This is a genomic window from Aeromonas mytilicola subsp. aquatica, assembly GCF_044336385.1.
GTDB classification, from domain to species: Bacteria; Pseudomonadota; Gammaproteobacteria; order Enterobacterales; family Aeromonadaceae; genus Aeromonas; species Aeromonas rivipollensis.
The window spans coordinates 3,527,303-3,551,809 of the sequence record NZ_CP172298.1; the positions used below are offsets into that span (position 1 = coordinate 3,527,303).

26 protein-coding genes and 1 pseudogene are annotated in these 24,507 nt (G+C 62.1%); 13 read left to right on the plus strand and 14 right to left on the minus strand.

Going from position 1 to position 24,507, the window contains the following annotated elements; translation table 11 throughout:
- Positions 1–200: 200 nt before the first annotated feature.
- The 4 genes from ybeD (at position 201) to ACFWHB_RS16135 (ending at position 2,947) form a co-directional block, all read left to right on the plus strand.
- Entirely contained in the window at positions 201–464 is a 264-nt protein-coding gene (gene ybeD, locus ACFWHB_RS16120; RefSeq protein WP_025326087.1) for a DUF493 family protein YbeD, read from the plus strand.
- Between the two features lie 82 nt (positions 465–546).
- Positions 547–1,224: a lipoyl(octanoyl) transferase LipB gene (lipB, locus tag ACFWHB_RS16125; RefSeq protein WP_395948848.1), complete on the plus strand. Its 678-nt coding sequence runs from the start codon at positions 547–549 to the stop codon at positions 1,222–1,224.
- A gap of 85 nt (positions 1,225–1,309) precedes the next feature.
- Positions 1,310–2,275: a lipoyl synthase gene (gene lipA / locus ACFWHB_RS16130; RefSeq protein WP_025326085.1), complete on the plus strand. Its 966-nt coding sequence runs from the start codon at positions 1,310–1,312 to the stop codon at positions 2,273–2,275.
- Positions 2,276–2,440: 165 nt separating this feature from the next.
- Positions 2,441–2,947, plus strand: coding sequence for a GNAT family N-acetyltransferase (locus tag ACFWHB_RS16135; protein WP_395948849.1), 507 nt, complete (start codon positions 2,441–2,443; stop codon positions 2,945–2,947).
- 48 nt (positions 2,948–2,995) lie between these two features.
- Here ACFWHB_RS16135 and nqrE read toward each other — a convergent pair whose 3' ends face one another.
- From nqrE to ACFWHB_RS16165, 6 genes are all read right to left on the minus strand, one after another.
- Positions 2,996–3,595 (minus strand): NADH:ubiquinone reductase (Na(+)-transporting) subunit E, encoded by a 600-nt coding sequence (gene nqrE / locus ACFWHB_RS16140; RefSeq protein WP_111910371.1) that lies wholly within the window; start codon positions 3,593–3,595, stop codon positions 2,996–2,998.
- A gap of 177 nt (positions 3,596–3,772) precedes the next feature.
- Positions 3,773–4,165 (minus strand): hypothetical protein, encoded by a 393-nt coding sequence (locus tag ACFWHB_RS16145; RefSeq protein ID WP_395948850.1) that lies wholly within the window; start codon positions 4,163–4,165, stop codon positions 3,773–3,775.
- Between the two features lie 217 nt (positions 4,166–4,382).
- The gene (locus ACFWHB_RS16150; RefSeq protein ID WP_395950214.1) at positions 4,383–4,886 is read right to left on the minus strand and encodes a GNAT family N-acetyltransferase; all 504 of its coding nucleotides are present in this window, start codon (positions 4,884–4,886) and stop codon (positions 4,383–4,385) included.
- A 41-nt stretch (positions 4,887–4,927) separates the two neighbouring features.
- The gene (locus ACFWHB_RS16155) at positions 4,928–6,109 is read right to left on the minus strand and encodes a MerR family transcriptional regulator (protein ID WP_395948851.1); all 1,182 of its coding nucleotides are present in this window, start codon (positions 6,107–6,109) and stop codon (positions 4,928–4,930) included.
- Positions 6,110–6,264: 155 nt separating this feature from the next.
- Entirely contained in the window at positions 6,265–7,995 is a 1,731-nt protein-coding gene (recJ, locus tag ACFWHB_RS16160; protein ID WP_395948852.1) for a single-stranded-DNA-specific exonuclease RecJ, read from the minus strand.
- Positions 7,961–8,677: a disulfide isomerase DsbC N-terminal domain-containing protein gene (locus ACFWHB_RS16165; RefSeq protein ID WP_163147846.1), complete on the minus strand. Its 717-nt coding sequence runs from the start codon at positions 8,675–8,677 to the stop codon at positions 7,961–7,963. Before ACFWHB_RS16165 ends, recJ begins: the two co-directional genes overlap by 35 nt.
- A 260-nt stretch (positions 8,678–8,937) precedes the next feature.
- Here ACFWHB_RS16165 and mscL point away from each other — a divergent pair, with 260 nt between their 5' ends.
- Positions 8,938–9,348, plus strand: coding sequence for a large-conductance mechanosensitive channel protein MscL (mscL, locus tag ACFWHB_RS16170; RefSeq protein ID WP_025326079.1), 411 nt, complete (start codon positions 8,938–8,940; stop codon positions 9,346–9,348).
- Positions 9,349–9,417: 69 nt separating this feature from the next.
- Here the strand turns inward: mscL and xerD are convergent, their stop codons facing one another.
- Positions 9,418–10,329: a site-specific tyrosine recombinase XerD gene (xerD, locus tag ACFWHB_RS16175; protein ID WP_106887603.1), complete on the minus strand. Its 912-nt coding sequence runs from the start codon at positions 10,327–10,329 to the stop codon at positions 9,418–9,420.
- 198 nt (positions 10,330–10,527) lie between these two features.
- Between xerD and fldB the strand changes: the two genes are divergently transcribed.
- The 5 genes and pseudogenes from fldB to ACFWHB_RS16200 all read left to right on the plus strand — a co-directional run bounded on the left by fldB (position 10,528) and on the right by ACFWHB_RS16200 (position 14,812).
- Positions 10,528–11,046, plus strand: coding sequence for a flavodoxin FldB (gene fldB, locus ACFWHB_RS16180; protein WP_025326077.1), 519 nt, complete (start codon positions 10,528–10,530; stop codon positions 11,044–11,046).
- Between the two features lie 63 nt (positions 11,047–11,109).
- Positions 11,110–11,211: pseudogene (locus tag ACFWHB_RS16185) on the plus strand (flavodoxin FldB); the annotation flags it as partial.
- Between the two features lie 258 nt (positions 11,212–11,469).
- Positions 11,470–12,870: a TldD/PmbA family protein gene (locus ACFWHB_RS16190; protein WP_394294153.1), complete on the plus strand. Its 1,401-nt coding sequence runs from the start codon at positions 11,470–11,472 to the stop codon at positions 12,868–12,870.
- Positions 12,870–14,210 carry a TldD/PmbA family protein gene (locus tag ACFWHB_RS16195; RefSeq protein ID WP_395948853.1) on the plus strand — a complete coding sequence of 447 codons (1,341 nt, stop codon included), beginning with the start codon at positions 12,870–12,872 and terminating at the stop codon, positions 14,208–14,210. Before ACFWHB_RS16190 ends, ACFWHB_RS16195 begins: the two co-directional genes overlap by 1 nt.
- 206 nt (positions 14,211–14,416) lie before the next feature.
- Entirely contained in the window at positions 14,417–14,812 is a 396-nt protein-coding gene (locus ACFWHB_RS16200; RefSeq protein ID WP_395948854.1) for a VOC family protein, read from the plus strand.
- A 66-nt stretch (positions 14,813–14,878) separates the two neighbouring features.
- Here ACFWHB_RS16200 and ACFWHB_RS16205 read toward each other — a convergent pair whose 3' ends face one another.
- On the minus strand, positions 14,879–15,805 hold the full coding sequence (locus tag ACFWHB_RS16205) for a L,D-transpeptidase family protein (RefSeq protein ID WP_005326662.1): 927 nt from the start codon (positions 15,803–15,805) through the stop codon (positions 14,879–14,881).
- Between the two features lie 455 nt (positions 15,806–16,260).
- On the opposite strand from ACFWHB_RS16205, the gene yegQ reads away from it, so the two are divergent.
- The gene (gene yegQ / locus ACFWHB_RS16210; protein WP_106887607.1) at positions 16,261–17,622 is read left to right on the plus strand and encodes a prephenate-dependent tRNA uridine(34) hydroxylase TrhP; all 1,362 of its coding nucleotides are present in this window, start codon (positions 16,261–16,263) and stop codon (positions 17,620–17,622) included.
- Position 17,623: 1 nt separating this feature from the next.
- Positions 17,624–17,872 carry a YfhL family 4Fe-4S dicluster ferredoxin gene (locus ACFWHB_RS16215; RefSeq protein ID WP_139745512.1) on the plus strand — a complete coding sequence of 83 codons (249 nt, stop codon included), beginning with the start codon at positions 17,624–17,626 and terminating at the stop codon, positions 17,870–17,872.
- Positions 17,873–18,053: 181 nt separating this feature from the next.
- Here the strand turns inward: ACFWHB_RS16215 and ACFWHB_RS16220 are convergent, their stop codons facing one another.
- Entirely contained in the window at positions 18,054–18,446 is a 393-nt protein-coding gene (locus ACFWHB_RS16220; protein WP_167402283.1) for a DUF1090 domain-containing protein, read from the minus strand.
- 159 nt (positions 18,447–18,605) lie between these two features.
- On the opposite strand from ACFWHB_RS16220, the gene ACFWHB_RS16225 reads away from it, so the two are divergent.
- Entirely contained in the window at positions 18,606–18,959 is a 354-nt protein-coding gene (locus tag ACFWHB_RS16225; protein ID WP_395948855.1) for a DsrE/DsrF/TusD sulfur relay family protein, read from the plus strand.
- A 3-nt stretch (positions 18,960–18,962) separates the two neighbouring features.
- On the opposite strand, the gene ACFWHB_RS16230 is transcribed toward ACFWHB_RS16225, so the two are convergent.
- The 5 genes from ACFWHB_RS16230 to rbfA form a co-directional block, all read right to left on the minus strand.
- Positions 18,963–20,174, minus strand: a complete 1,212-nt coding sequence (locus tag ACFWHB_RS16230; RefSeq protein ID WP_171275617.1) for an MDR family MFS transporter — start codon at positions 20,172–20,174, stop codon at positions 18,963–18,965.
- 147 nt (positions 20,175–20,321) lie between these two features.
- Positions 20,322–22,463: a polyribonucleotide nucleotidyltransferase gene (pnp, locus tag ACFWHB_RS16235; protein WP_395948856.1), complete on the minus strand. Its 2,142-nt coding sequence runs from the start codon at positions 22,461–22,463 to the stop codon at positions 20,322–20,324.
- A 180-nt stretch (positions 22,464–22,643) separates the two neighbouring features.
- A complete protein-coding gene (gene rpsO, locus ACFWHB_RS16240; protein WP_005326646.1) occupies positions 22,644–22,913 on the minus strand; it encodes a 30S ribosomal protein S15 in 270 nt (89 codons plus the stop codon).
- Between the two features lie 160 nt (positions 22,914–23,073).
- The gene (gene truB / locus ACFWHB_RS16245; protein WP_163154249.1) at positions 23,074–24,033 is read right to left on the minus strand and encodes a tRNA pseudouridine(55) synthase TruB; all 960 of its coding nucleotides are present in this window, start codon (positions 24,031–24,033) and stop codon (positions 23,074–23,076) included.
- Between the two features lies 1 nt (position 24,034).
- A complete protein-coding gene (gene rbfA, locus ACFWHB_RS16250; RefSeq protein ID WP_005326642.1) occupies positions 24,035–24,469 on the minus strand; it encodes a 30S ribosome-binding factor RbfA in 435 nt (144 codons plus the stop codon).
- Positions 24,470–24,507 lie beyond the last annotated feature (38 nt).

The following is a 24,507-nucleotide window of genomic DNA, read 5'->3' on the forward strand; positions in this document are numbered from 1 at the left end:
GCAGGTTCCGCCGACGCTCCATTTGTGGTAAAAAGCAGCATTCCCACGTCCTGTCGACCTGGCGGGCCTTGATCCCGTGCCGGGCAATGCCCATATAAGATGGAGCCGTGCCCATGGTTGACGCGACTGGCGGCCCGAGTCCTTCGGCCAGACAAGATGCAAGATGAAGTCGTTTCGTGACGACGCTAAAGGTGAGTGAGATGAATACCAAGTTTGATGAGCTGCTGGAGTTCCCCTGCAAGTTCCCGTTCAAGGTGCTTGGGGTGGCCGATCCCGCCCTGCCGGATCAAGTGGTTGAAGTGCTGCAGCAACATGCCCCAGGTACTTACAGCCCGACCGTTCAGCCCAGCTCCAAGGGCAACTACCACTCGGTCCGCGTAACCGTGACTGCCCAGAGCAAAGAGCATATCGAAGCGATGTACCACGCCCTTGGCAAGATCGAGCTGGTGAAATACGTACTGTAATTTCTCTCTCGCCCCGCCATCGGGGCGAGCGATTATTTGCCATTCTGTTTTGCCGACGCAAGCGCCTGCCTGTGAGGAAAAGATGTCACCCCAGATCCCCGCCCAGCCACAGCTGCTTGTCAGACACCTGGGTCGCCGCCCCTACCAGCCGGTATGGGACGCCATGAAGGCCTTCACCGACAACCGCACCAGCGAGACGCCTGACGAGTTCTGGGTGGTGGAGCACGATCCCGTCTACACCCAGGGCCAGGCCGGCAAGGCCGAGCATCTGCTCGCCCCCGGTGACATCCCTGTGGTGCAGAGCGATCGCGGCGGCCAGGTGACCTATCACGGCCCCGGCCAGCTGGTGCTCTATGTGCTGGTGGACGTGCGCCGCAGCAAGCTCTCGGTGCGCGAGCTGGTGACCTGCCTGGAAACCGCCATCATCAACACCCTGGCCAGAAGCGACATCCAGGCCTATGCCAAGGCCGATGCCCCCGGCGTCTACGTGAAGAACGATCTCGGCATCGAGGCCAAGCTCGCCTCCCTGGGGCTGCGGATCCGAAAGGGCTGCTCCTTCCATGGACTGGCTCTCAATATCAACATGGACATGACCCCCTTCCTGCGCATCAATCCGTGCGGTTATGCGGGCATGGCCATGACCCAGACCAGCGCCCTGGGCGGCCCGCAGAGCGTGGCCGAGGCGCAATCCATCCTGGTGATGGAGCTGGCCAGCCTGATTGGCTATGAAACGATCACGAATACCGAAGAGGCAGCATGAGCAAGCCCATGCCGCGTGGCCATGAGGGCCCAGAGAGGACCCTGATGGCTATCAATCAGACAATAACAAACACCGAGAGTGAATCATGAGCAAACCCGTTCGTATGGAGCCGGGCGTCAAGCTGCGCGATGGCGACAAGATGGCCCTGATCCCGGTGAAATTCATGCCGGATCCCAACGAGGAAGTGCTGCGCAAGCCGGACTGGATGCGGATCAAGCTGCCGCCGTCGAGCCAGAAGATCGAGCACATCAAGAGCACCCTGCGCAAGAACAAGCTGCACTCGGTCTGTGAAGAGGCCTCCTGCCCCAACCTGGCGGAGTGCTTCAACCACGGCACGGCCACCTTCATGATCATGGGCGCCATTTGCACCCGCCGCTGCCCCTTCTGCGACGTGGCCCACGGCCGCCCGCTGGCACTGGATCCCGAAGAGCCGAAGAAGCTGGCGCTCACCATCAAGGAGATGGGGCTGAAATACGTGGTCATCACCTCGGTGGACCGCGACGATCTGCGCGACGGTGGTGCCCAGCACTTCGCCGACTGCATCAAGCAGATCCGCGAGCACAGCCCCCAGACCCGCATCGAGATCCTGACCCCGGACTTCCGCGGCCGCATGGAGCAGGCGCTGGAGGTGTTCCGCGAGACCCCGCCGGACGTGTTCAACCACAACCTGGAAACCGCACCGCGCATGTACCGGGTCGCCCGCCCGGGTGCCGACTACAAGTGGTCCCTGGAGCTGCTGCGCCGCATCAAGGAGATGCACCCCCATGTGCCGACCAAGTCCGGCGTCATGATGGGTCTGGGCGAGACCAACGAAGAGATAGTCCAGGTGCTCAAGGATCTGCGCGAGCACGGCGTCAACATGCTGACCCTGGGCCAGTACCTGCAGCCGAGCCGCCACCACCTGCCGGTGAAGCGCTACGTGCCGCCCGCAGAGTTCGACGAGCTCAAAGACGTCGCCATGGGGCTGGGCTTCTCCCACGCTGCCTGCGGCCCCTTCGTGCGCTCCTCCTACCATGCGGATCTGCAGGCCAAGGGCGAAGAGGTCAAATAACCTCGCCCGGAAAGAGGGGTCGAATAACCTCTCCTGCTAAAAGAAGAGCGCCCAAGGGCGCTCTTCTTGTTGAACATGTCGGACTCGACACTCCCGGCCAACCCCTTGGCTAATTCCCGGTTCCGGGGTTAAGGTGACGACTCCCTTTCCTTGAGTGAAGCTCCGATGCCAACCCCTATCGTTCGTCTGATCCCCATGGATGAGGCGGCTTTCCCCGCCTATCGCGACTACTTCATCGACGACTACGCCCAGGATCTCGCCTGCAATCACGGGCTGACCCTGGCCTATGCCCGCCAACAAGCCGAGGCTTCCTTGCTGCAACACCTGCCCCAAGGAGCCGCCACGCCGGGCCAGAGCCTGCTCTGCATCATCCCTGTGAGTGACAATGTCGGGAGCGCAGTCGCACCGACTGCGGGCATTGCCGGCTATCTCTGGCACAGCATCGACAGCGCCGCCCACACCACCTTTATCTATGACTTCTACACACTCCCGACCCATCGCGGACTGGGATATGGCAAGGCCGCCATGTCGGTGCTGGAGGCCGACTTGAAGTGCCTTGGCGTCAGCCAGATCAAGCTGAGAGTCGCCTATGACAATCCGAGGGCCAGGGCGCTCTATGAAGAGATCGGCTTTCACATCACGGGCTACAACATGGCCAAGACGCTGGCTTGATGGCTCCCGCCATCAACCCCCTTCCGTCATGCCATGGCGAGCCGACGCTCAGAGCGAGATGCCGGAGAAGGACATGAAGCCGAGCGACATCAGCCCCGCCACTATGAAGGTGATGCCAATCCCCCTCAATCCCTGTGGCACATCCGAGTACTTCATCTTCTGGCGCAGGCCCGCGATGGCGACGATGGCCAGCAGCCAGCCGAGTCCTGAGCCCGCCCCATAGACCACGGATTCGATGAAGTCGTAATCCCGCTGGGCCATGAACATGACGCCGCCGAAGATGGCGCAGTGCACAGTCAACAGCGGCAGGTAGATCCCCAGGGCCTGGTGGAGCGCCGGGAAATGCTTGTCCAGCACCATCTCCATCACCTGCACCAGGGCCGCCAGCACGCCTATGTAGATGATGAAATCGAGAAAGCTGAGGTCAAATTCCCCAAGGAAGGTGCTGTCCGGGCGCAGTATATGGCGGTAGATCAGGTTGTTGAGGGGAATGGCGATCACCATGACCACCAGCACCGTCATGCCAAGGCCGAAGGCGGTGTTGATGTTCTTCGACACCGCGAGGAAGGTACACATGCCGAGAAAGAAGGCCAGGGCCAGGTTTTCCACAAAGATCGACTGAATAAACAAATTGACGTAATAGTCCATGAAGGCTGCTCACCACTTGATTGTGCAAAGAGAGGGTCCGCCCTGACCAGGGGCCAGCGGCAGGAACGGGATGACAGTCAGCACGGGCGCGATCGCAGACGACGGGGGTCGGCGGATCAACAGACAGGGATCAGCGGCAGAGACGGTGTCGGCGTGTGCCCGGCGAGGGGAGCGGCACTAGTCGCCGTGGCAGAAGCGAAATTGCAGGTGATGGCAAAGCAGTTGCCGCTGGTGCAGATGACCGAGGCAGTTTGGCCACTGCCTGAGGTAGATGAGGGGCAGGAAGAACAGCAGGCCGCAGAGCAGACCGAGGATCTCGTGCTGGAACCAGGCCAGCAGCATCTGGTAGAGATCCGGGTCCCTGGCCCCTTCCAGCCGTCGCCCCTGCTCGAAGCTGAGCCGCCACTGGGAGGCCGGAGGCAGGCTGAGGTTGTCGGCCAACCCAGGCGCGGGGGGCTCGTGCAACTGCATCGAGGATGTCGATGTCCCCTGGTCCGACAGCGCGGGCGCACCGAGCCCTGCCGCGGCAGAGGCGGCAAGCCACAGCAGGCAGGCGACGGCGAGCGCCATCGGCCAGCACAATGGTCGGCCAAGGGGTGGCAAGGGGACAGGCTCCTTGAAAAGGCAAGGGGTTGAACGGGGCCGAATATATCACAATCCCTCCTTATATTGAATTTTGGCATCCAGTAACCGGAGAAATTCGATAAAAACAACCTGTTTTCCCCACAAAGGGGACATTTAACACCCTCAATGAAAATGGGGGCCATGCCCCCATCACTCTGTGGGATCAACCCTGGGTGAACGCAGCGTGATAGCTCACCTCCCCCCTGGCCCTCTCGTCATCGAAGCGCCGGACCATAAAGTACTCGGCCGGCACTCCGGGCAGTACCAGGTGGGCATCGGCGACAAAGCCGAAGCGGCCGTAGAAGCCGGGATCCCCCAGCACCACGCAACCTGCCGCCCCGTTTGCCTCGAGGGCGGCCAGACCCGCCTTCATCAGACGCGACCCCACCCCCTTGCCCTGCATCTCGGGAGAGACAGAAATGGGGCCAAGGCCGAACCATTTTTCACTGCCATCCGTGATGCTCACCGGTGAGAAGCAGAGGTGACCGACCACCTTACCCTCCAGCTCCGCCACCAGCGACAGGCTGAGTGCCCCGGCTTTGCGCAGGTCACACACGATCAGCTGCTCGTTGTGATAGGTATGAGGCGCCGTCAGGAAGGCGGCTATGGTCAGTTGTTCGATGGCATCATGGTCGGTGCTCGTTTCGGGCCGGATAAGGATATTCATCATATTTTCTCCATATTCTCTCTTGTTGTGTGATGACTCGTTCAGGTGAGTTGCAGGCAGCAGATCACATAGCCGTAGCTGCCCAGATATTGGCGATGCATGGCCAGCTCGCGGGTCAAGTCCTGATAAGCCGCACTCTCCCCCAACTCGGCGCTATGGCGCGCCAGATTGCGCTCGATGGGATCCAGATAGTTATTCCACGCCCCCATAGGCAGCAGTGTGTGGGAGAGGCAGCGATAACCCGCGGCCCGCACCGTCTCCAGCAGGCCCGCCAGCGTCTGCATGGCGGGGTAGGCCTGTTGCCAAAACGCCTGCGCCTCCTCTGGCGGGACATCGGTCAACCAGACCGCATCGCTCAGCACTATGCAGGCATCGGGGCCTGCGAGCAGCGAACGCCACGCGTTCAGCGCCTTGGCCACCCCCATGACATAGGCACTCCCCTCCGCCCAGATGAGGTCGGCGGGCGCCAGATCCGCCGGCAGTGTCGCCATGTTGGCGCGCAGGGTAGTGACCTTGTCATAACCAGCCGCACTGGCCGACCTGGCCAAGGCAGCCAGCGCCTCCTCGTCAAGATCGATGGCAACGATGGTGGCATTGGTCACCTGCGCCAGCGCCAGGGTAGAAGCACCTCGCCCGCAGCCCATGTCGAGGATCCGGCGCGGCTGAATTGGCAGCGCGGCAAACTGCTGTTGAGTGAAAGCACGATCCCCCGGCCCCCAATGGCTCATGCCATAGAGCAACTGCTTGAAATCCCGGATGTAACTCTGGTGTTCGTTCATGTCTTTACTCAGCCATTGCAGGTGGTAGCGATCCTTCTCGCCAAACCCCTGCTTCATCACCCACTCGAAGTAGGCCTCCGGTGCCTCCCGCTGCAACTGCAACTGCCAGTCCTTGAACGCGTCGCCTGAGTGAGTACTCATCCCAGCCAGATCAGCCAGTAGATCCCGTGCGCGCTGCATCCGCACCAGCTCGTCATCAAGCTCCTTGACCCGAGCCTGCAGTGCCCCCTGATCGATGTCACCCGCGAGACAGGCGAGACACTGCTTGAGGCTGAGGCCACCGGCCTGCAAGGCCTGCACCATCTGCAACCGCTGCAGATCCCCCTCGTCATAGTGGCGATAGCCGTTGGCAGCCCGCTTGCCCTCGATGATGCCGAGCTTCTCGTAGTAGAGCAGGGTGGAGCGGGCCAACCCGCAGCGCTGGGCCAGTTCGGATATTTTCATGGCAACAACTCGCTGTGCGGGTCGTCAGCTGACCCGATGAAGGAGAGCTTAAACTGTGAAGCTGTAGACGGGTCAACGGGAGAACACTCCTTTTCGCAAACAAAACGGCCACCCGAGGGTGGCCGTTGGCTTGCGTGACGTTTGAAGCGGCAGGACTAGAGACCGGCGGCCTCCAGATGCTCCACCAGCAGCTGGACGCTGCGGTTGCCGCGCCACTCGTTGACGTCGAGCCGATAGACCAGCCGCACCCGTTTCACCGAGGCATCTGGCCAGCGCTTGAGATCCACCCCGAAGGCGATGGCATCCACCGCATGACCGGAATCCGTGGTCAGCATCAGCTTGAGGTGCTTCTCCCCCACCAGCCGCTGTTGCACCAGCACGAATTCGCCGTCGAACAGCGGCTCGGGGAAGGCCTGGCCCCAGGGGCCGGAGGCGCGGATGAGCTCCGCCAGCTCCAGACTCAGCTCGTCCGGCAGCAGCTCGCCGTCGGTGAGCAGCACCCCGGTCAGCAGCTCCGGGGTCACCAGCTCGGCGATGACGGCTTCAAATGCCCGGCCGAACGCCTCTATATTGGCCTTGGGCAGGGTCAGCCCCGCCGCCATGGCGTGGCCGCCAAACTTGCCCATCAGGCCCGGATGGCGGGTATCGAGCAGCTCCAGCGCATCGCGCAGGTGCACCCCGGGGATGGAGCGCCCTGAGCCCTTGAGCTCGGTGTCGCTGCTCTGCGCAAACGCAATCACCGGTCTGTAGTACTTCTCCTTGATCTTGGAGGCCACCAAGCCCACCACCCCCTGATGCCACTCGTCCCTGTGCAGCACTATGCCGCTTGGCACCTCGCCGTCGCGAAACCGGATCTGCTCCAGGGTGGCGAGGGCCTCCTGCTGCATCCCCTGCTCTATCTCCTTGCGCTCCTGGTTAAGGCTGTCCATCTCCGCCGCAAGCTGGCGCGCCAGGTTGAGATCATCGCTCAGCAGACAGGCGACCCCGAGGGACATGTCATCGAGACGGCCCACCGCATTGAGGCGAGGCCCCAGGGCAAAGCCGAGATCGGCGGCGCACAGGCGGCGGCCATCGCGGCCCGATACGTCCACCAGCGCCTGGATGCCGGGGCGGCAGCGACCGGCCCGGATCCGCTGCAGCCCCTGATGGACCAGGATACGGTTGTTGCCATCCAGCGCCACCACGTCGGCGACTGTGCCGAGCGCCACCAGATCGAGATAGTCCGCCACATTGGGGGCGCGAATGCCCTGGCGTTCATACCAGCCGCTCTGGCGCAGATGGGTGTTGAGGGCCGCCATCAGATAGAAGGCCACCCCGACCCCGGCCAGGGATTTGGAGGGGAAGTCGCAGCCACGCTGGTTGGGGTTCACTATCGCATCGGCATCAGGCAACTCCTGGCCCGGCAAGTGGTGATCGGTAACCAGTACCCGCATCCCGGCCGCCTTGGCCGCCGCCACCCCGGCAATGCTGGAGATGCCGTTATCCACAGTGATGAGAAACTCGGCGCCCCGGGCCACCGCCAACTCGACGATTTCGGGGGTGAGGCCGTAGCCGAACTCGAAGCGGTTGGGCACCAGAAAATCGACGTGATGGCCCCCCATGGCCCGCAGGGCCAGCACGCACAGGGCCGAGCTGGTGGCGCCGTCGCAGTCGAAGTCGCCGACGATGAGGATGCGCTGCTGCGCCGTCAGGGCATCCGCCAGCAGGGGCACCGCCTGCTCCATGCCGAACAGCCGCTGGGGCGGCAGCAGCTGGCTGGCGCTGCGCTCCAGCAGGGCGGGATCCTCCACGCCGCGGCTGGCGAAGATTTGACGAAGCAGGGGATGCAGGGTGGCGGGCAGATGGGAATCATCAACTCGCGGACGACGACGGATTTGCAGGGGCATTGATGTGATCCAGTATCTTGAGCAGTTGTTCAGGGCTCTGATATCCCCGCACCAGATCCCCGTTTGGCAGGACCCAGCTCGGTGACGCCTTGATCCCGAGCCACTGGCTCAGGCCGATATGATGGGCAAGGATCTCATTACATCCGGCCGCAGGCAAACGATCACTGAGACTGAGTTCACCCAGCAGGGCGGGATCGCACCAGAGCGCCTGCGTTTCGGCCAGCTCGGCGAAGGGGGCCACCAGGGGCAGCAACTGCACGCTCACCCCCCTGGCCTGCAACTGGGGCAGATCGTCCAGCACGGCGTGACAGCGGCGACAGCCGAGATCGGTAAACAGGGTAACCCGGTAGCGCTCGTTCGGCGCCTTGAGCCAGAGTCGCGCCTCGCCTACCTGCGCCAGCGCCAGCCGACGTTGTTGCTGCTGGCTCAGGCGGGTGAGGTTTTGCATGTCGTGGGCCAGATCCAGCATGGAGCCCTGCAGCACATAGTTTCCCCTGGCATCGCTATAGAGCAGCCCCTGGGCTGTGCCCAGCAGATAGAGCCCGGGCACCGGGGTCTCGTCCACCAGGAAGACCTGCACCCCGAGGCGCTGCCCTATGGTCTGTTTCAACAGCTGGGGATCCATCCCCGCGCTGGCAGCAAAGGTGCACAGCAGCATCATTCCCAGCAGTAAATGTCGCACTTGATGACTCACCTGGCATGATTGAATGGATTCATAAGGTAACTCAGTGCACATCCTTGCCCCAACCTCTTAATTAGCGATTGATTAATAGCGTGGATCGCAAAAAAATCCCGATCTGACAGGTTGCCAATTGGGCTAAGGCCCAGCAAGCTAATCAGGACGACGGGAGACACCATGGTCATCCCTCTGTTTTATTGATGTTTTATCGTCCAAACAGCGATGTGGTCGCACCGCATCCTGTCCATTTTTTAGGGGGAAAAATGAGTCTGATTAAAGAGTTCAAGGCCTTTGCGGCCAGAGGCAACGTCATCGACATGGCGGTCGGTATCATCATAGGTGCCGCCTTCGGCAAGATAGTCTCCTCCTTCGTGGGCGACGTCATCATGCCGCCCATCGGCCTCATCCTGGGGGGAGTGGACTTCAGCGATCTGGCCGTCACCCTGAAGGCCGCCGAAGGTGACATCCCTGCCGTGGTCATCGCCTACGGCAAGTTCATCCAGACCATCATCGACTTCCTGATCATCGCCTTCGCCATCTTCATGGGGCTCAAGGCAGTCAACACCCTGCAGAAGAAGCAGGCAGAGGAAGCCCCTGCCCCGGCCGGCCCCACCAAGGATCAGGAGCTGCTGACCGAGATCCGCGATTTGCTGAAATCCCAGCAGGGGAAATAGACGCCAGCTCCTGTCGTGCTGTGATGAAAAAGCCGCCATGAGGCGGTTTTTTATTGACGGCGGCACGGGTCAGGCCCGGGGATGGTGCTCCCCATGGAGTGCCTTGAGCCGCTCGTTGGCCACGTGGGTGTAGATCTGGGTGGTGGAGAGATCCGCGTGCCCCAGCAGCATCTGCACCACCCGCAGATCGGCGCCGTGGTTGAGCAGATGGGTGGCGAAGGCGTGGCGCAGGGTGTGGGGGGAGAGCTCTCCCCTGATCCCCGCCCGCTGGGCATAGAGCTTGATGCGATGCCAGAAGGTCTGGCGGGTCATCATCCTGGCCTGCTTGGAGGGGAAGACCACATCCGAGCTGGTGCCTCCCAGCAGCAGGGTGCGGGCCTCCCGGTAGTAACGCTCCAGCCAGTGAACCGCCTCCTCCCCCATGGGCACCAGCCGCTCCTTGTTGCCCTTGCCCACCACCCGCACCAACCCCTGGCGCAGGCTGACATGCTCGGCGGTGAGCCCCACCAGCTCGGAGACCCGCAGTCCGGTGGCATAGAGCAGCTCGAGCATCGCCTTGTCCCTCAGCTCCAGCGGGTCGTCCACCAGGGGCGCCGTCAGCAGTGCATCCACCTCGGCCTCGCTGAGATCCGAGGGCAGCTTCTTGGGCAGCTTGGGGCCCTCCAGCAACACTGTCGGGTCGTCGCCGCGCAATTTTTCCCGATTCAGATACTGATAGAAGCGGCGCAGGGCCGAGAGGAAGCGGGCTGTGCTGCTCGCCGCAAACTGCTTGTCCACCCGCCAGGCGAGGTAGTGCTGGATGTCGTCCATCCCCGCCAGCAGCAGGGAGCCCCCCTGGCCGTCGAGCCAGAGGGCAAACTTTTCCAGATCCGTGCGATAGGAGCTGACCGTATTGTCGGACAGCCCCCGCTCCAGCCAGAGGGCATCGAGGAAGGGCTCGATCAGGGGATGGTTGTGCACGGCAGGGGCTGGCTTGGTCATGGGGTGTCGGTCTTGGGCAAACGGTGGCCCATTGTAGCCTGCCAGGCCGGCGCGCACATCAGGGGCTTGCGCTTCCCCGGCAGGCATACCAGGCGGTGAAGCGCGAGGGGCAATCTGCTAGACTGGCGCCCTCACTCGGGCGGTCCGGCCCCATGGTTGCCCGACCCCCCCTTGCCTACTGCGATCAAGAGAAGAGCGATGAAGATAGGTTTGTTTTACGGCTCAACCACCTGCTACACCGAGATGGCCGCCGAGAAGATCCGCGCCCTCATTGGCCCCGAGCTGGTTGATCTCCACAACATCAAGGACGTGCCCCTGGCCCGCATGCAGGAGTACGACATCCTGATCCTCGGCATCTCCACCTGGGACTTCGGCGAGCTGCAGGAAGATTGGGAATCCCGCTGGGAAGACATCAAGGATGTGCCTCTGGAAGGACGCATCATAGCCCTGTTCGGCATGGGCGATCAGCTGGGATACGGCGAGTGGTATCAGGATGCCCTCGGCCTGTTGCACGATCAGCTGGTGCCCAAGGGGGTCAGGCTGGTGGGTTACTGGCCCAACGAGGGGTACGAGTTCGATGCCTCCAAGGCGCTGATCGACGATGGCCGCCACTTCGTCGGCCTGGCCCTCGATGACGCCAACCAGTACGACCAGACCGAATCCCGCATCGAGCAGTGGGTCGATCAGATCCTGAATGAGATCCACGAGCTGCTGTGATCCAGGTAGCTTGCATGTTCGATGATCCCTTGGATGCGGAGTGACGATGGCCATCATCTTGTCGTCGGCCTGGCCCTCGATGACGCCAACCAGTACGACCAGACCGAATCCCGCATCGAGCAGTGGGTCGACCAGATCCTGAATGAGATCCACGAGCTGCTGTGATCCCGCCTGGCGGCGCCACAGAGCGTCGACGACCTGGCTCCCTCATCGCCCCTCGAAAGCGGCGTTGATCTCCCCTGCCGGCAGCCGGCCACACAGGCTGCCGGGCGCAGTTATCGCACCGATTTTCTCGTTCGGTATCATCGCCTGACGCTATAGCGACTTTTTGCTGCTGGTCTGCAACAATGCAACCGACACCCCATAACACAATCAGAACGGGTGTCGGAAGCAAACAGGAAACAGACCAGAAAAGGAAATTCTATGACCTCATTCTCCCTGTTGGCCCCCACCATAGCCCGCGACGTGCTCGATCACGCCCTGCGGCTGGGTGCCGACTTCGCCGAGCTGTTTGTGGAGCGCAAGCGCCGCAGCCAGCTCAGCCTGCTCTCCAGCCAGATAGAGAACATCAGCGGCGGCCTCGATTTTGGCATAGGCGTGCGCCTGTGCTACGGCCACAAGGTGCTCTACGGCTACACCAACCTGGCCAGCCGCGACGAGCTGCTGCGCATCGTCAGCCTACTGGCGGCCAAGGACAGGCGTGACCCCGTGGTCACCGCCACTGCCTTCGATTTCACCCCCATCACAGACCGCAATCCGGTGGCCCTGCCGCTCTCGGTCGACAAGCAGCTGGAGCAGAAGATTGCCTACCTGCATGCCATGGATGCGGTGGCCCGCGCCGAGAGCGGCAAGGTGAGCCAGTTCTCCGGCAACGTGCTGGGCTGGGAGCAGGAGGTGGAGATCTTCAACAGCGAAGGGCTGCAGGTGAGCGATCGCCGCCACTACAACCGCATCATGGCCCAGACCATAGCGGTGGAAGGGAGCGAGCAGAGCGTGGGCTACGAGGCGCCCGGCGCCCTGATGGGCTGGGAACATGCCGAGCGCATAGACCCGCGGGAGCTGGCCCTCACCGCCACCCGTCAGGCGCTGGTGAAGCTGGGCGCAGCCCCCTGTCCGAGCGGCACCCTGCCGGTCATCATGGAGAGCGGCTTTGGCGGCGTCATCTTCCACGAGGCCTGCGGCCACCTGCTGGAGACCACCTCGGTGGCCAAGAAGGCCTCGGTGTTCCACGACAAGATGGGGCAGCTCATCGCCAATCCGGCGGTCAGCGCCGTGGATGAAGGCTTGCAGAGCAACGCCTGGGGCTCCATCAACGTCGATGACGAAGGGATGGCGACCCAGCACACCCAGCTCATCAAGGATGGGGTGCTGACCGGCTTCCTGGTGGACAGAATGGGCGCCATCAAGACCGGCCATGCCCGCACCGGCTCAGGAAGGCGCGAGTCCTACAAGTTCGCCCCCACCTCCCGCATGCGCAACACCTACATAGAGCCGGGCAGCCACAGCCTGGACGATATGCTGGCCACCGTCGAGCACGGCATCTACGCCAAGAAGATGGGGGGCGGCTCGGTGCAGCCGGGCACAGGCGAGTTCAACTTCAACGTGCAGGAGGCCTACCTCATCGAGCATGGCAAGATAACCCGGCCGCTCAAGTCGGCGACCCTGATCGGTACAGGCCCGCAAGTGCTCAAAGAGATCTCCATGGTGGGGCGCAATCTGGCCCTGGCCGCAGGTATGTGCGGCTCAGTCTCGGGCTCGGTGCCCACCTCTGTCGGCCAACCCGCCTTGAAAGTTGACAAGATCCTGGTAGGAGGGAACGCCTGATGAGCGCACTCGATATGAATCAACTGCTCAGCCGCCTGCTGGAGAAGGTCGCCGACCTCGATGCCGAGGCGGACATCATCGCCAATCAGGACAAGGCCTTCTCCCTCAAGGCCGACAAGGGGGAACTCGGCGAATACAAGGTCACCAGCAGCCAGCAGCTCGGCATTCGCCTGATCAAGGAGGGTCGGGTCGGCATCGCCTACTCGGAGTCCCTCGATGAGCTGGCGCTGGATGCCATGCTGCAGGATGCTCTCGATGCCAGCCGCTTTGCCAAGGTGGACCCGGATCAGCGCATCTCGGTGGCGGGCAGCCGGATCAGCACCGACTGCGCCGAGATAAACCAGCCCGATACCACGGCGGTGGAGGAGAAGATAGCCCTGGCCCTGCGCCTCGAGGCGGATATGCTGGCGCAACCTGATGTGACAGGCGCCCCCTACAACAGCTTCTTCGAGGGGGAGAGCCGCCTCTGGCTCGCCAACAGCCTGGGCAGCCTCTGCCAGCACAGTGAATTCAGCGTCGGCTGCTATACCTCGGCGCTGGTGGAGCGGGATGGCCGCCAGTCGATGCACTCGCAAGGGCAGTATGGCCGCCGCTTCGACGAGCTGGATAGCCAGACCCTTATCGAACAGATCCATGCCGTGGCCCATGACCTGCTGCCGGGGGAAGCGGTACCGAGCGGTCGCTACAGCGTCCTCTTCAGCACCAACTGCTTCGCCAGCCTGTTTGGCTGCTTCCAGGCAGCGCTCTCGGGCAAGTGGGCCCAGCAGGGGATCAACCCCTGGCGGGACAAGGTGGGTCAGTCTGTGGCCTCCCGCTGGCTCACCCTGGAGAGCCGTGCCTATATGCCGGGGGGCATGAAGATCAAGGCGTTTGACGGCGAAGGGGCCGCCACCTCGGATCTCCTGCTTATCGGCGAGGGGGAGCTCAAGACCCTGCTGCACAACAGCGCCACCGCCCGCCACTTCGGGGTCGCGAGCAATGGCTCGGCGGCCCGCAGCGCCCGCAGCGCCCTCGATGTGACCGCCCGCCACCTGGTGTTCGGCACCGGTCCTCACAGCGAGGGCGAGGTGCAGAGCGGCGACTATCTGGAGCTGGTCAAGCTCGACGGCCTGCACTCCGGGGCCGATGCGGTGAGCGGTGACTTCTCCTTTGGCGCCTCGGGCTTCCTGTGCCGCGATGGGGTGCGGCTCCAGCCGGTGCGCGGCATCACGGTGGCGGGCAACTTCTACCGCCTGCTCGGGGAGCTGGAAGCGGTCGGCAATGTGCTGCACCACAACGATGGCAAGGGCTTCTATGCGCCGCTTATCCGTTTCGGTGGCCTGAATATCGCTGGCAAGTGACAATCAAGGGATGACAAGGAGTGCCATGCTCCTCCATCCATCCGTTTCGGTGGCTTGAATGTCGCTGGCAAGTGACTGTATCTAGTGGGAAAAGCGGTTATCTTCCCCAAGCAAAAGCGGCGCCATCAGGCGCCGTTTTTTCATTGATGGCGCCCCTGTTCGGCCACTCCTAACCTCAAAGAGCCACCGACCACATCGGCCGGAACATGCTGGAGAATACGAAGATGGACAACACCCTGGTCTGGGCCGACATTCCGACACGGGATCTGGATCGCGCCATGGACTTCTACTCGGCCCTGCTCGATGTGCAGGTCACCCCCATACAGGAGGAGGAGATGCGCTTTGCCATGCTGCGCTACGATGGCAGCAACGCGGCGGCCTGTCTCGGCCCTATGGACAAATACCACCAGCCCGGTGGCGCCGGCCCCCTCATCTATCTCTCCCTGGGGGACAGGTTGCAGGAGGCGGAGCAGCTGGTTCCCCGGCTCGGCGGGCGGGTGCTCAAACCCCTGCACTCCATCGGCAGCGGTCACGGCTCCCGGGTCATCATAGAGGATACCGAAGGCAACTGGCTGGCCCTCTATGCCCCGCCCGCCCCTTGAGCCGCATAAACAATAACGGCGACCCTGGGGTCGCCGTTATTGTTACCTGACACCTATCAGAAGCGATCAGGCTTCAGGATTGAGGCGAGTCGGCATGCCGGTACGCTGTTCCAGCACCTGCTTGACCACATTGGAGTCGCTGTCCATGTGGGCGATGAAGCGGGTGGTGGCCGGGGTCATGGGGAGCGGCACAGAGGCTGTGGAGTTGAACTCCTCCTCGGTGCGCGACAGCGGCTCGTGCACTTCCATGTAACGACCGCCATCCGGCTCGACCGTGGTCTTGACCGGCTGGTTGACGAACTGGACGCGGGTACCGACCGGCACGTTGTCGAACAGGTACTTGATGTCATCGGCGCGCAGACGCACGCAACCGCTGCTCACCCGCAGACCTATGCCGAAGGTGGCGTTGGTGCCGTGGATGGCATAGAGGTTGCCGATATAGAGGGCGTGCAGGCCCATGGGGTTGTCCGGACCGGCCGGCCAGACCGCAGGCAGTGTCTTGCCTTGGGCGGCGTAGCGGCGACGGATGTTCTCGGTCGGGGTCCAGGTCGGGTTGGCGCGCTTGCGCTCTACCTTGGTGATCCAGTTCTCCGGGGTGTTGACCCCCAGCTGACCGATGCCGATGGGCAGCACCTGCACCACGTTCTTGCCTTTCGGGTAGTAGTAGAGACGCATCTCGGCCACGTTGATGACGATCCCCTCGCGCGGTGCATTCGGCAGGATCAGCTGATGCGGAATGGTCAGCTTGCTGCCCGGCGTTGGCAGATAGGGGTCGACGCCCGGGTTCGCTTCCATGATGTTGGTCAGGCCCAGCTGGAAGTCGGCGGCGATCTGCTCCAGCGGACGGTTGTCTGCGGGCACCACGTATTCCTGGTTCTCACCGATCAGACGGCTGTTGGCGGCTGGCAGCGCGTATTCAACGGCGGCGGCCTGCTGGCTGACCAGGGTCAGAGTGCAAAAAAGGGCCGAAGCGGCAATGCGAAGGGGATTCATAAAATTCCTGTATGGTTTCCTGTACCTGTTGGCCTGAAGCCGGTTCATCCTCGGTCTGTCCCTTGTCACGAGTAGCGCTCGCCCGAGGCCAATACCGAGCGCGCATTCTTTCCCGAGTCGGACAAAATTTCAACTTGAAGAGGGGGCTTTTTCGCGGAAAAGATCCATTCTCCCCCCAACAATCGACCGTATCGGGTGCCTGTCAGCCTAACATCGCCAATCTGAGCGCAAAATGAACATGCATCCGGCCCGCCACCCTAGCCCCAAATTGCATGATGGCGCCGTCACGAGTACAATCTCGCACCCCTTTTATCAGGAGTATCGAGTCATCTCGTGCTCTGGGTGTACCTCATCGGGTGGCCGTGCGTCGAGTACGGTCGCACCATGCCGATGACCCTATACGGCGCCATCAGGTGGCGCCGTCCTGATTTGCAATCAGACAGAAAGAGTCCAACATGTTCAGACCAGAATTGCTCTCCCCCGCCGGGACCCTCAAGAATATGCGTTACGCCTATGCCTATGGCGCCGACGCCGTCTATGCGGGCCAGCCGCGCTACAGCCTGCGGGTGCGCAACAATGAATTCGATCACGAGAATCTGCAGCTCGGCATCAACGAGGCCCATGCACTGGGCAAGCAGTTCTATGTGGTGGCCAACATCCAGCCCCACAACTCCAAGCTCAAGACCTTCATCCGCGACATGCGCCCCGTGGTGGACATGAAGCCGGATGCGCTCATCATGTCAGACCCCGGCCTCATCATGATGATGCGCGAAGCCTTCCCGGAGATGCCCATTCACCTCTCGGTGCAGGCCAACGCGGTCAACTGGGCCACGGTGAAATTCTGGCATCAGATGGGCCTGACCCGCGCCATTCTGTCCCGCGAGCTGTCCCTGGACGAGATCGAAGAGATCCGCATGCAGGTGCCGGAGATGGAGCTGGAAGTCTTCGTCCACGGGGCGCTGTGCATGGCCTACTCAGGTCGTTGCCTGCTCTCCGGTTACATCAACAAGCGTGACCCCAACCAGGGTACCTGCACCAACTCCTGCCGCTGGGAGTACAAGGTACACGAGGGCAAGGAAGATGACGTGGGCCAGATAGTCCACCGTCAGGAGCCCATCGCCGTGCGCCCGGACAACACCCTGGGGCTCGGCAAGCCGAGCGATGCCCTGGTGCTGCTGGAAGAGTCCAACCGCCCCGGCGAATACATGACGGCGTTCGAGGACGAGCACGGCACCTACATCATGAACTCCAAGGACCTGCGCGCCGTCGAGCACGTGGAGCGCCTGACCAAGATGGGCGTGCATTCGCTGAAAATTGAAGGCCGCACCAAGTCCTTCTACTACTGCGCCCGCACCGCCCAGGTCTATCGCAAGGCTATCGACGACGCAGTCGCCGGTCGTCCGTTCGATCCGACCCTGATGGGCACCCTCGAGAACCTGGCCCATCGTGGCTACACCGAGGGCTTCCTGCGTCGTCACAACCACAGCGAGTACCAGAACTACGACTACGGCTACTCCGTCTCCGACACCCAGCAGTTCGTCGGCGAGATCACCGGTCGCCAGGGCGACATGGTGGAAGTGGAAGTGAAGAACAAGTTCCTGGTGGGCAACAGCCTGGAGCTGATGACGCCGCAGGGCAATGTCAGCTTCAACCTGGAGCAGATGCAGAACCGCAAGGGCGAGCTCATCGACACGGCGCCGGGCAACGGCCACGTGGTCTATGTGCCTGTCCCCAAAGAGATCGACATCAACTACGGCATACTGCTGCGCAACCTGGGCGATCGTCAGGACACCCGCCAGCCCCACTCGGCGGCCTGAGATGGCGCTGCTCATCACCGACAAGTGCATCAACTGTGACATGTGCGATCCCGAGTGTCCGAACCAGGCCATCAGCCTGGGGGACAAGATCTACGAGATAGATCCCAGTCGCTGCACCGAATGCGTCGGCCACTATGAGAAGCCCACCTGCATCAGCGTCTGCCCCATCGATTGCATCATCTGGGATCCCGCCCATGTGGAGACCGAAGAGCAACTGATGGACAAGTTTGTGCTGATGCACAGGCAGTAAACCGGCATCAGCGTCTGCGCCTTGTTGACTGCATCCTCCGGGATCCCGCCCATGTGGAGACAGAAGAGCAGCTGATGGACAAGTTTGTGCTGATGCACAGGCAGTAATGCCGGACCTGCGGGTCATCCAGAAATAGAAAAAGCCGGGCATGCCCGGCTTTTTCTATTGCGCTGCCCTTCCCTCAGGGTTTGACCAGTTTTTGCAGCGCCTCAAGCTCGCGCTGGGCCTCCAGCAGCTCGGCCTGGGACTCCTCCAGCTTGGCCTGCTTCTTGGCGATCTTGTCCGGCTTGCCCGAGACCCGGGCGCTCTGCAGATCCGACAGGCGCTCCTCCACCTCTTGCTTTTGCTTGGCGACCTTCTCTTGCTGCTCCTCGACGAGCCCGGCATCGGTGCAATGGGCCTCGATGTTGCGCAGGGCCTGCTCCAGGCCCGCCACCTGCTGCGCGTTATCGTGCGCCCGGGCGAAGGTCAGCTGCTCGGTCACCGCCTGATGTCTGGCCTTGCAGCCGACGTTTTCACTGCCATAGGCCTGTCCGGCCAACAGCAATAATCCTATTCCGGCAATCTTCCACATAACGACCTCTTTGCTCTGTCATACTGGATGGCCGCCTATGAAACCTGACTCATCTCCCGAGGTCAAGGCACAGGGAAAGGGCTACGACAGAGTTTGCACTGGGTCATGCCGCCGCCAAGCTGGCGACGCTACAATGCCCCTTTCAACCCGGAGAGTCCCATGAAACAAGAGATCCTCATCATCGCCAACGGCGCCCCCTATGGCAGCGAGTCCCTGTTCAATGCCCTGCGTCTGGGGATAGCCCTCAACGAGCAGGAAGGCGTCATCCTGAAGATATTCCTGATGTCCGATGCCGTCGGCGCCGCCCTGGCGGGCCAATCCCCCGCCGAGGGTTACAACCTGCGCCAGATGCTGGAGATCCTGCTGGCACAGGGCACCCTGATCCGGCTTTGCAAGAGCTGCACGGACGCACGGGGCATCAGCTCCCTGCCACTTATCGAGGGCATAGATATAGGCACCCTGCCCCTGCTGGCCCAGTGGACCCTGGCGGCCGACAAGGTGCTGACCTTCTAGGGATCAGGGCTCGGCCCGGACCAGCGCAGTGCGTGAGGTCCGGGTACTCAGGCCATAGAGCATCAGGATCGCCAGGCAGAGCAGCGCCATGCAGCCATAGAGCCAGCCGCCCCCCCAGTTGGCCAGGATCCAGCCCCCCAGCAGGGCACCGATGGCGATCCCGAGCCCGGACATGGAGGCCGCCCCGAAGTAGCTGCCCTTGAGGTGCTCCGGCGCCATCTGATCGACCAGCACATTGAGCAGCGGGAACAGGATACACTCGCCGACGCTCAGCAGGATCACCGCCACTATCCAGTGCCACCAGATGGCGGTATCCCCGAGCGCGAACTGCAGCTGGGCGCTGAGGAAGAAGGCGACCCCGAGCTGCAGTCGGCGCTTGATAGACCAGTTGGCGGTCAGGTGCAGCAGCGGGAACTGCAGGATCACTATGGTCAGCGCATTGGTGCTCACCAGCCAGCCGATGAGGCGCTCCACTTCCGGGGTGCCCGCCCGGGTCAGATACTGGATGAGCGGTGATTCGAACTGGGCATAGACCAGCATCAGCAGCATGTTGGCCATCGTCAGCAGCAGGAAGCCCCTGTCCTGCCAGAGCACCCGCAATACGGCGCGCATGCCCGGACCGGCGGCATGGCTCGCCTGACAGGCGGCAAGCCGAAAGCCGACGAAGAAAATGAAGCCCAGCAGCAGATAGCTGACACTGAGCAGCAGGAAGGTCTCCTGGCGGGCGCTCAGGCCGTAGCTGACCCCGAGCAGGGGGCCTATGGCCGCCCCCAGGTTGAGCAGAAAATAGCGCAGGTGCAGTGCCAACTCGCGGGCTTTGGGCTCGGCCAGGCTATCGGCCATCAGCGCCTTGCCCGGCGAGTCGATGAGCCCGTAGGAGAGCCCGCTGCCGATCACCCCCATCGCCAGCCAGATCACCTGATGGGAGAGGCCGAGCAGGGCGACGCTCAGGGCGGACACCAGGCAGCCAAACAGCAGTATGTTGCGCCTCCCCCACTTGTCCGACAGCCAGCCGCCATAGAAGCTGACCAGGGTGGAGAGGGCCGCCGTGGCCCCCAGGATGAGGCCGATCAGGGTCGCCGAGAGGCCATAGTCGCGGTAGAGCAGGATGGAGAGAAAGGGCCAGACCATGAAGAAGGTGGTGCGCACCATGAAGGTGCCCAGGATGACGATCCAGACTAGCGGGGGAAACTGCCTGAGATAGGCCCATGACATGCTGCACTTCCTTTTGACAACGTGACGGCGAGTCGTCCCTTATAGCAACTGGCGCCAAAAGGAACAAGGCCTCTTCTCCCTGGTCCCCACAGGCAGACAGGCACAAAAAAGCCGACCCTGAGGTCGGCTTTTCACAGAGCGAATGCCTTATTCGGCAGCCGGCTCTTCGGCAACGGCCACGTCGGCAACCGGGGCGGCGGCTTCGGTCGGTGCATTCGCTTCCTTGATGGAGAGACGCACACGGCCCTGACGGTCCACTTCCAGTACCTTCACCTTCACAACGTCACCGATCTTCAGGAAGTCGGCCACGTTCTGCACGCGGGCATCGGTGATCTGGGAGATGTGTACCAGACCGTCTTTACCCGGCAGGATATTGACGAAGGCGCCGAAATCGGCCAGACGCACAACCTTGCCTTCATAGATGCGGTTCACTTCGATCTCGGCGGTGATGGCCTCGATGCGACGGATGGCTTCCATGGCGGCTTCGTTGGCAACGGCGGAGATGCGGACTGTACCGTCATCATCCAGCTCGATGTTGGTGCCGGTCTCTTCGGTCAGGGCACGGATCACGGAACCGCCCTTGCCGATGACATCCTTGATCTTCTCAGGATTGATCTTGATGGTGTGGATGCGCGGGGCGAAATCGGAGATCTCGGCACGGGGAGCCTGGATGGCTTCGTCCATGACCTTCAGGATGTGCAGGCGAGCGCCACGGGCTTGCTTGAGGGCAATCTCCATGATCTCTTTGGTGATGCCTTCGATCTTGATGTCCATCTGCAGCGCGGTGATACCCTGGGTAGTACCGGCTACCTTGAAGTCCATGTCGCCCAGGTGATCTTCGTCACCCAGGATGTCGGACAGCACGACGAAACCTTCTTCTTCCTTCACCAGACCCATGGCGATACCGGCAACGGAGGCCTTGATCGGCACACCCGCGTCCATCAGCGCCAGGGAGGAACCACAGACGGAGGCCATGGAGGAGGAACCGTTGGATTCGGTGATTTCAGACACCACGCGTACCACGTACGGGAACTCGGCGGCGCTCGGCATCACGGCAGCAACGCCGCGCTTGGCCAGACGACCGTGACCGATCTCACGACGCTTGGGGCTGCCCATCATGCCGGTCTCGCCGACGCAGTACGGCGGGAAGTTGTAGTGCAGCATGAAGCGGTCGGCACGGTGGCCGGCCAGCTCGTCGATGTTCTGGGCGTCACGCTCGGTACCCAGGGTCGCAACCACGATGGCCTGAGTCTCACCACGGGTGAACAAAGCGGAGCCGTGAGCACGGGGCAGGATGCCGGTGCCGACGGACAGGGCACGGATCATTTCCGGATCGCGACCATCGATGCGCGGCTCGCCACGGACCACACGGCCACGGACGATGCGGCTTTCCAGGCTGTGGAACTCTTCGCCGATCTTCTTGGCATCTTCTTCCACGCCGGAGGCGATGACCTGCTCAACTACACGTGACTTGATGGCACCGATGGCGGCGTAACGCACGGCCTTCTCGGTGATGCGGTAGGCTTCACCCAGTTCGGCAGTGGCCAGCTCGGCAACCTTGGCTTTCAGCGCTTCGTTGACGGCAGGCGGGGTCCAGTCCCACGGCTGGGTACCCACCTCGGCGGCGAATTCGTTGATGGCGTTGATCACCACCTGCATCTGCTCGTGGCCATAGACCACTGCGCCCAGCATCACCTCTTCGGAGAGGATGGCCGCTTCGGATTCCACCATCAGCACGGCGTTGGCGGTACCGGCAACCACCAGATCCAGATCGCTCTGGGGCAGTTCGGTGGTGGTCGGGTTCAGTACGTACTGACCGTTCATGTAACCCACGCGGGCAGCAGCAATCGGGCCGCCGAACGGGATACCTGAGATGGCCAGGGCAGCAGAGGCACCGATCATGGCAACGATGTCGGGGGACACGGCCGGGTTCACGGACATGACGGTGGCAACCACCTGAACCTCATTGAGGAAGCCTTCCGGGAACAGCGGACGAATAGGACGGTCGATCAGGCGGGAGATGAGGGTCTCACCTTCGCTCGGACGGCCTTCACGACGGAAGAAACCACCCGGGATACGACCAGCAGCATAGGTACGCTCCTGGTAGTTGACGGTCAGCGGGAAGAAATCACGGCCGTGATCGGCCTCTTTCTTGCCAACGACGGTCACAAATACGCAGGTATCGTCCATGCTGACCATGACGGCCGCAGTGGCTTGACGGGCCATCACACCGGTTTCCAGGGTGACGGTGTGTTGACCGTACTGGAATGACTTTACAATAGGATTCACGTGAATTTCCTTTTTACAATTTGGCGCTTTAAATTCGCGTGCAAGTATACTTGATTCGCATCAAAAGGTAAGCGGTGGCGCGCATTCTGTGAGGCAGGCAACGCTTTGCCGCGCGATAAAAATGATCCATAAAAAAGGGGAACCTCACGGTTCCCCTTTTTCGCGAAATCTGATGGTCGATTAACGACGCAGACCCAGCTTGGCGATCAGAGCAGCGTAACGCTGAACGTCTTTACGCTTCAGGTAGTCCAGCAGCTTACGACGCTGGGAAACCATGCGCAGCAGACCGCGACGACCGTGGTGATCCTTGGAGTGCTCCTTGAAGTGACCTTGCAGATGGTTGATCTGGGCAGTCAGCAGGGCAACCTGCACTTCGGGGGAACCGGTGTCGTTGGCGCAACGAGCGTTGTCAGCAACGATGGAAGCTTTGATCTCAGCATTTAGAGACATGGTATTACTCCAGTAGAGTGTTTAAAGGTTCACAGCCAATCTCTAATTCAGCCGTGAAATGAGGGCGGTATCATAATCGCAGCCGCCCCTTTTCGCAACGATAAAGAGGGGCGAGTTGCACGCACCCAGGCCGGTGGGCCAGGGCGATACCGCCAGAGGATCACTCCTCGTTGTTATCGTCGTGATAACGCACCAGTCGCTTGGGGGCGACCCGCCCTTCGTCGTCGATCTCGCCGACGCCGATGAACTCGCGCTCAGGACCGACCGTCATGCGGACCTGGCCGCTTTGCGGCGCACCTGCCACCTGCACGGCCTGGCCCTGGTTCACATAGGCGGCCACGGCCGTCAGCATGTTCACCTCTGGCAGGGACGCCACTGCGGTATCCATCGGCAGCAGCAGGGGATCCAGCTGCTCCCGCGGCGGGATGCTCTCGGCCTTGGCCTGCTCGAAGATGCACTCGAGCTGATCCAGGGTCAGCATCCTGTCATAGGGATAGCTGGCCACCTGGGTGCGACGCAGCTGGGTGACGTGGGCGCCACAGCCCAGCACTTCGCCGAGATCGTCCACCAGGGAGCGGATGTAGGTGCCCTTGCTGCAATGCACCTCGAGGCGCACCTCATCCCCTTCGAAACTCAGCAGTTTGAGCTCGAATACGGTGATGGGGCGGGCTTCCCGCTCGATCTCTATGCCTTCACGGGCGTACTCGTAGAGCGGACGACCGTTGTGCTTGAGGGCGGAGTACATGGACGGCACCTGCATGATGGGGCCGCGGAACTGGTCCAGCGCCTCGATCAGGGTACCCACGGCCACGTTCACCGGACGGGTGGAGACTACCTCGCCGTCGGAGTCGCTGGTGTTGGTGCGCTCGCCCAGCTTGGCGGTCACCTCATAGCGCTTGTCCGCCTCCAGCAGATACTGGGAGAACTTGGTGGCCTCACCTAGGCAGATCGGCAACATGCCGGTCGCCAGGGGATCCAGGGCGCCGGTGTGGCCGGCCTTGGCCGCGTTGTAGATCCGCTTGACCTTCTGCAACACATCGTTGGAAGTCAGACCGGTCGGCTTGTCCAGCAGCAGGATACCGTGTACGTCACGGCCCTTGAAACGACGTCTTCGAGACATCTCAGGCTTTGTCCTCAGTAGTATCATCTGGTGCGGCTTCGTCTTCTTCACGACCGGCTTCGGTCATGCGACGCTTGTCTTCACGCACAGTGTTGGTCACCAGGTTGGAGAGGCGCATCCCCTCGACCAGGGTCTGGTCGTAGTAGAAACGCAGCTCAGGCACCACCCGCAGACGCATGGCGCTGCCAAGCAGGCTGCGAATGTAACCGGCCGCCTCGGTCAGGCCCTTGAGCCCTTCCGCGATGCGCTCGGCGTCATTCTCCAGCTGCAGGAAGGTGACGTAAATCTTGGCATAGTTGAGGTCCTTGGACACTTCCACGTCGGAGACGGTCACCATGCCGATGCGCGGGTCTTTCACCTCGCGCTGCAGGATCAGCGCGATTTCACGCTGGATCTGCTGCCCGACCCGACGGGTCCGGCTGAATTCTCTGGCCATATTCTATCCTGCGATAAAAGGGGGCCGCAGCCCCCTAT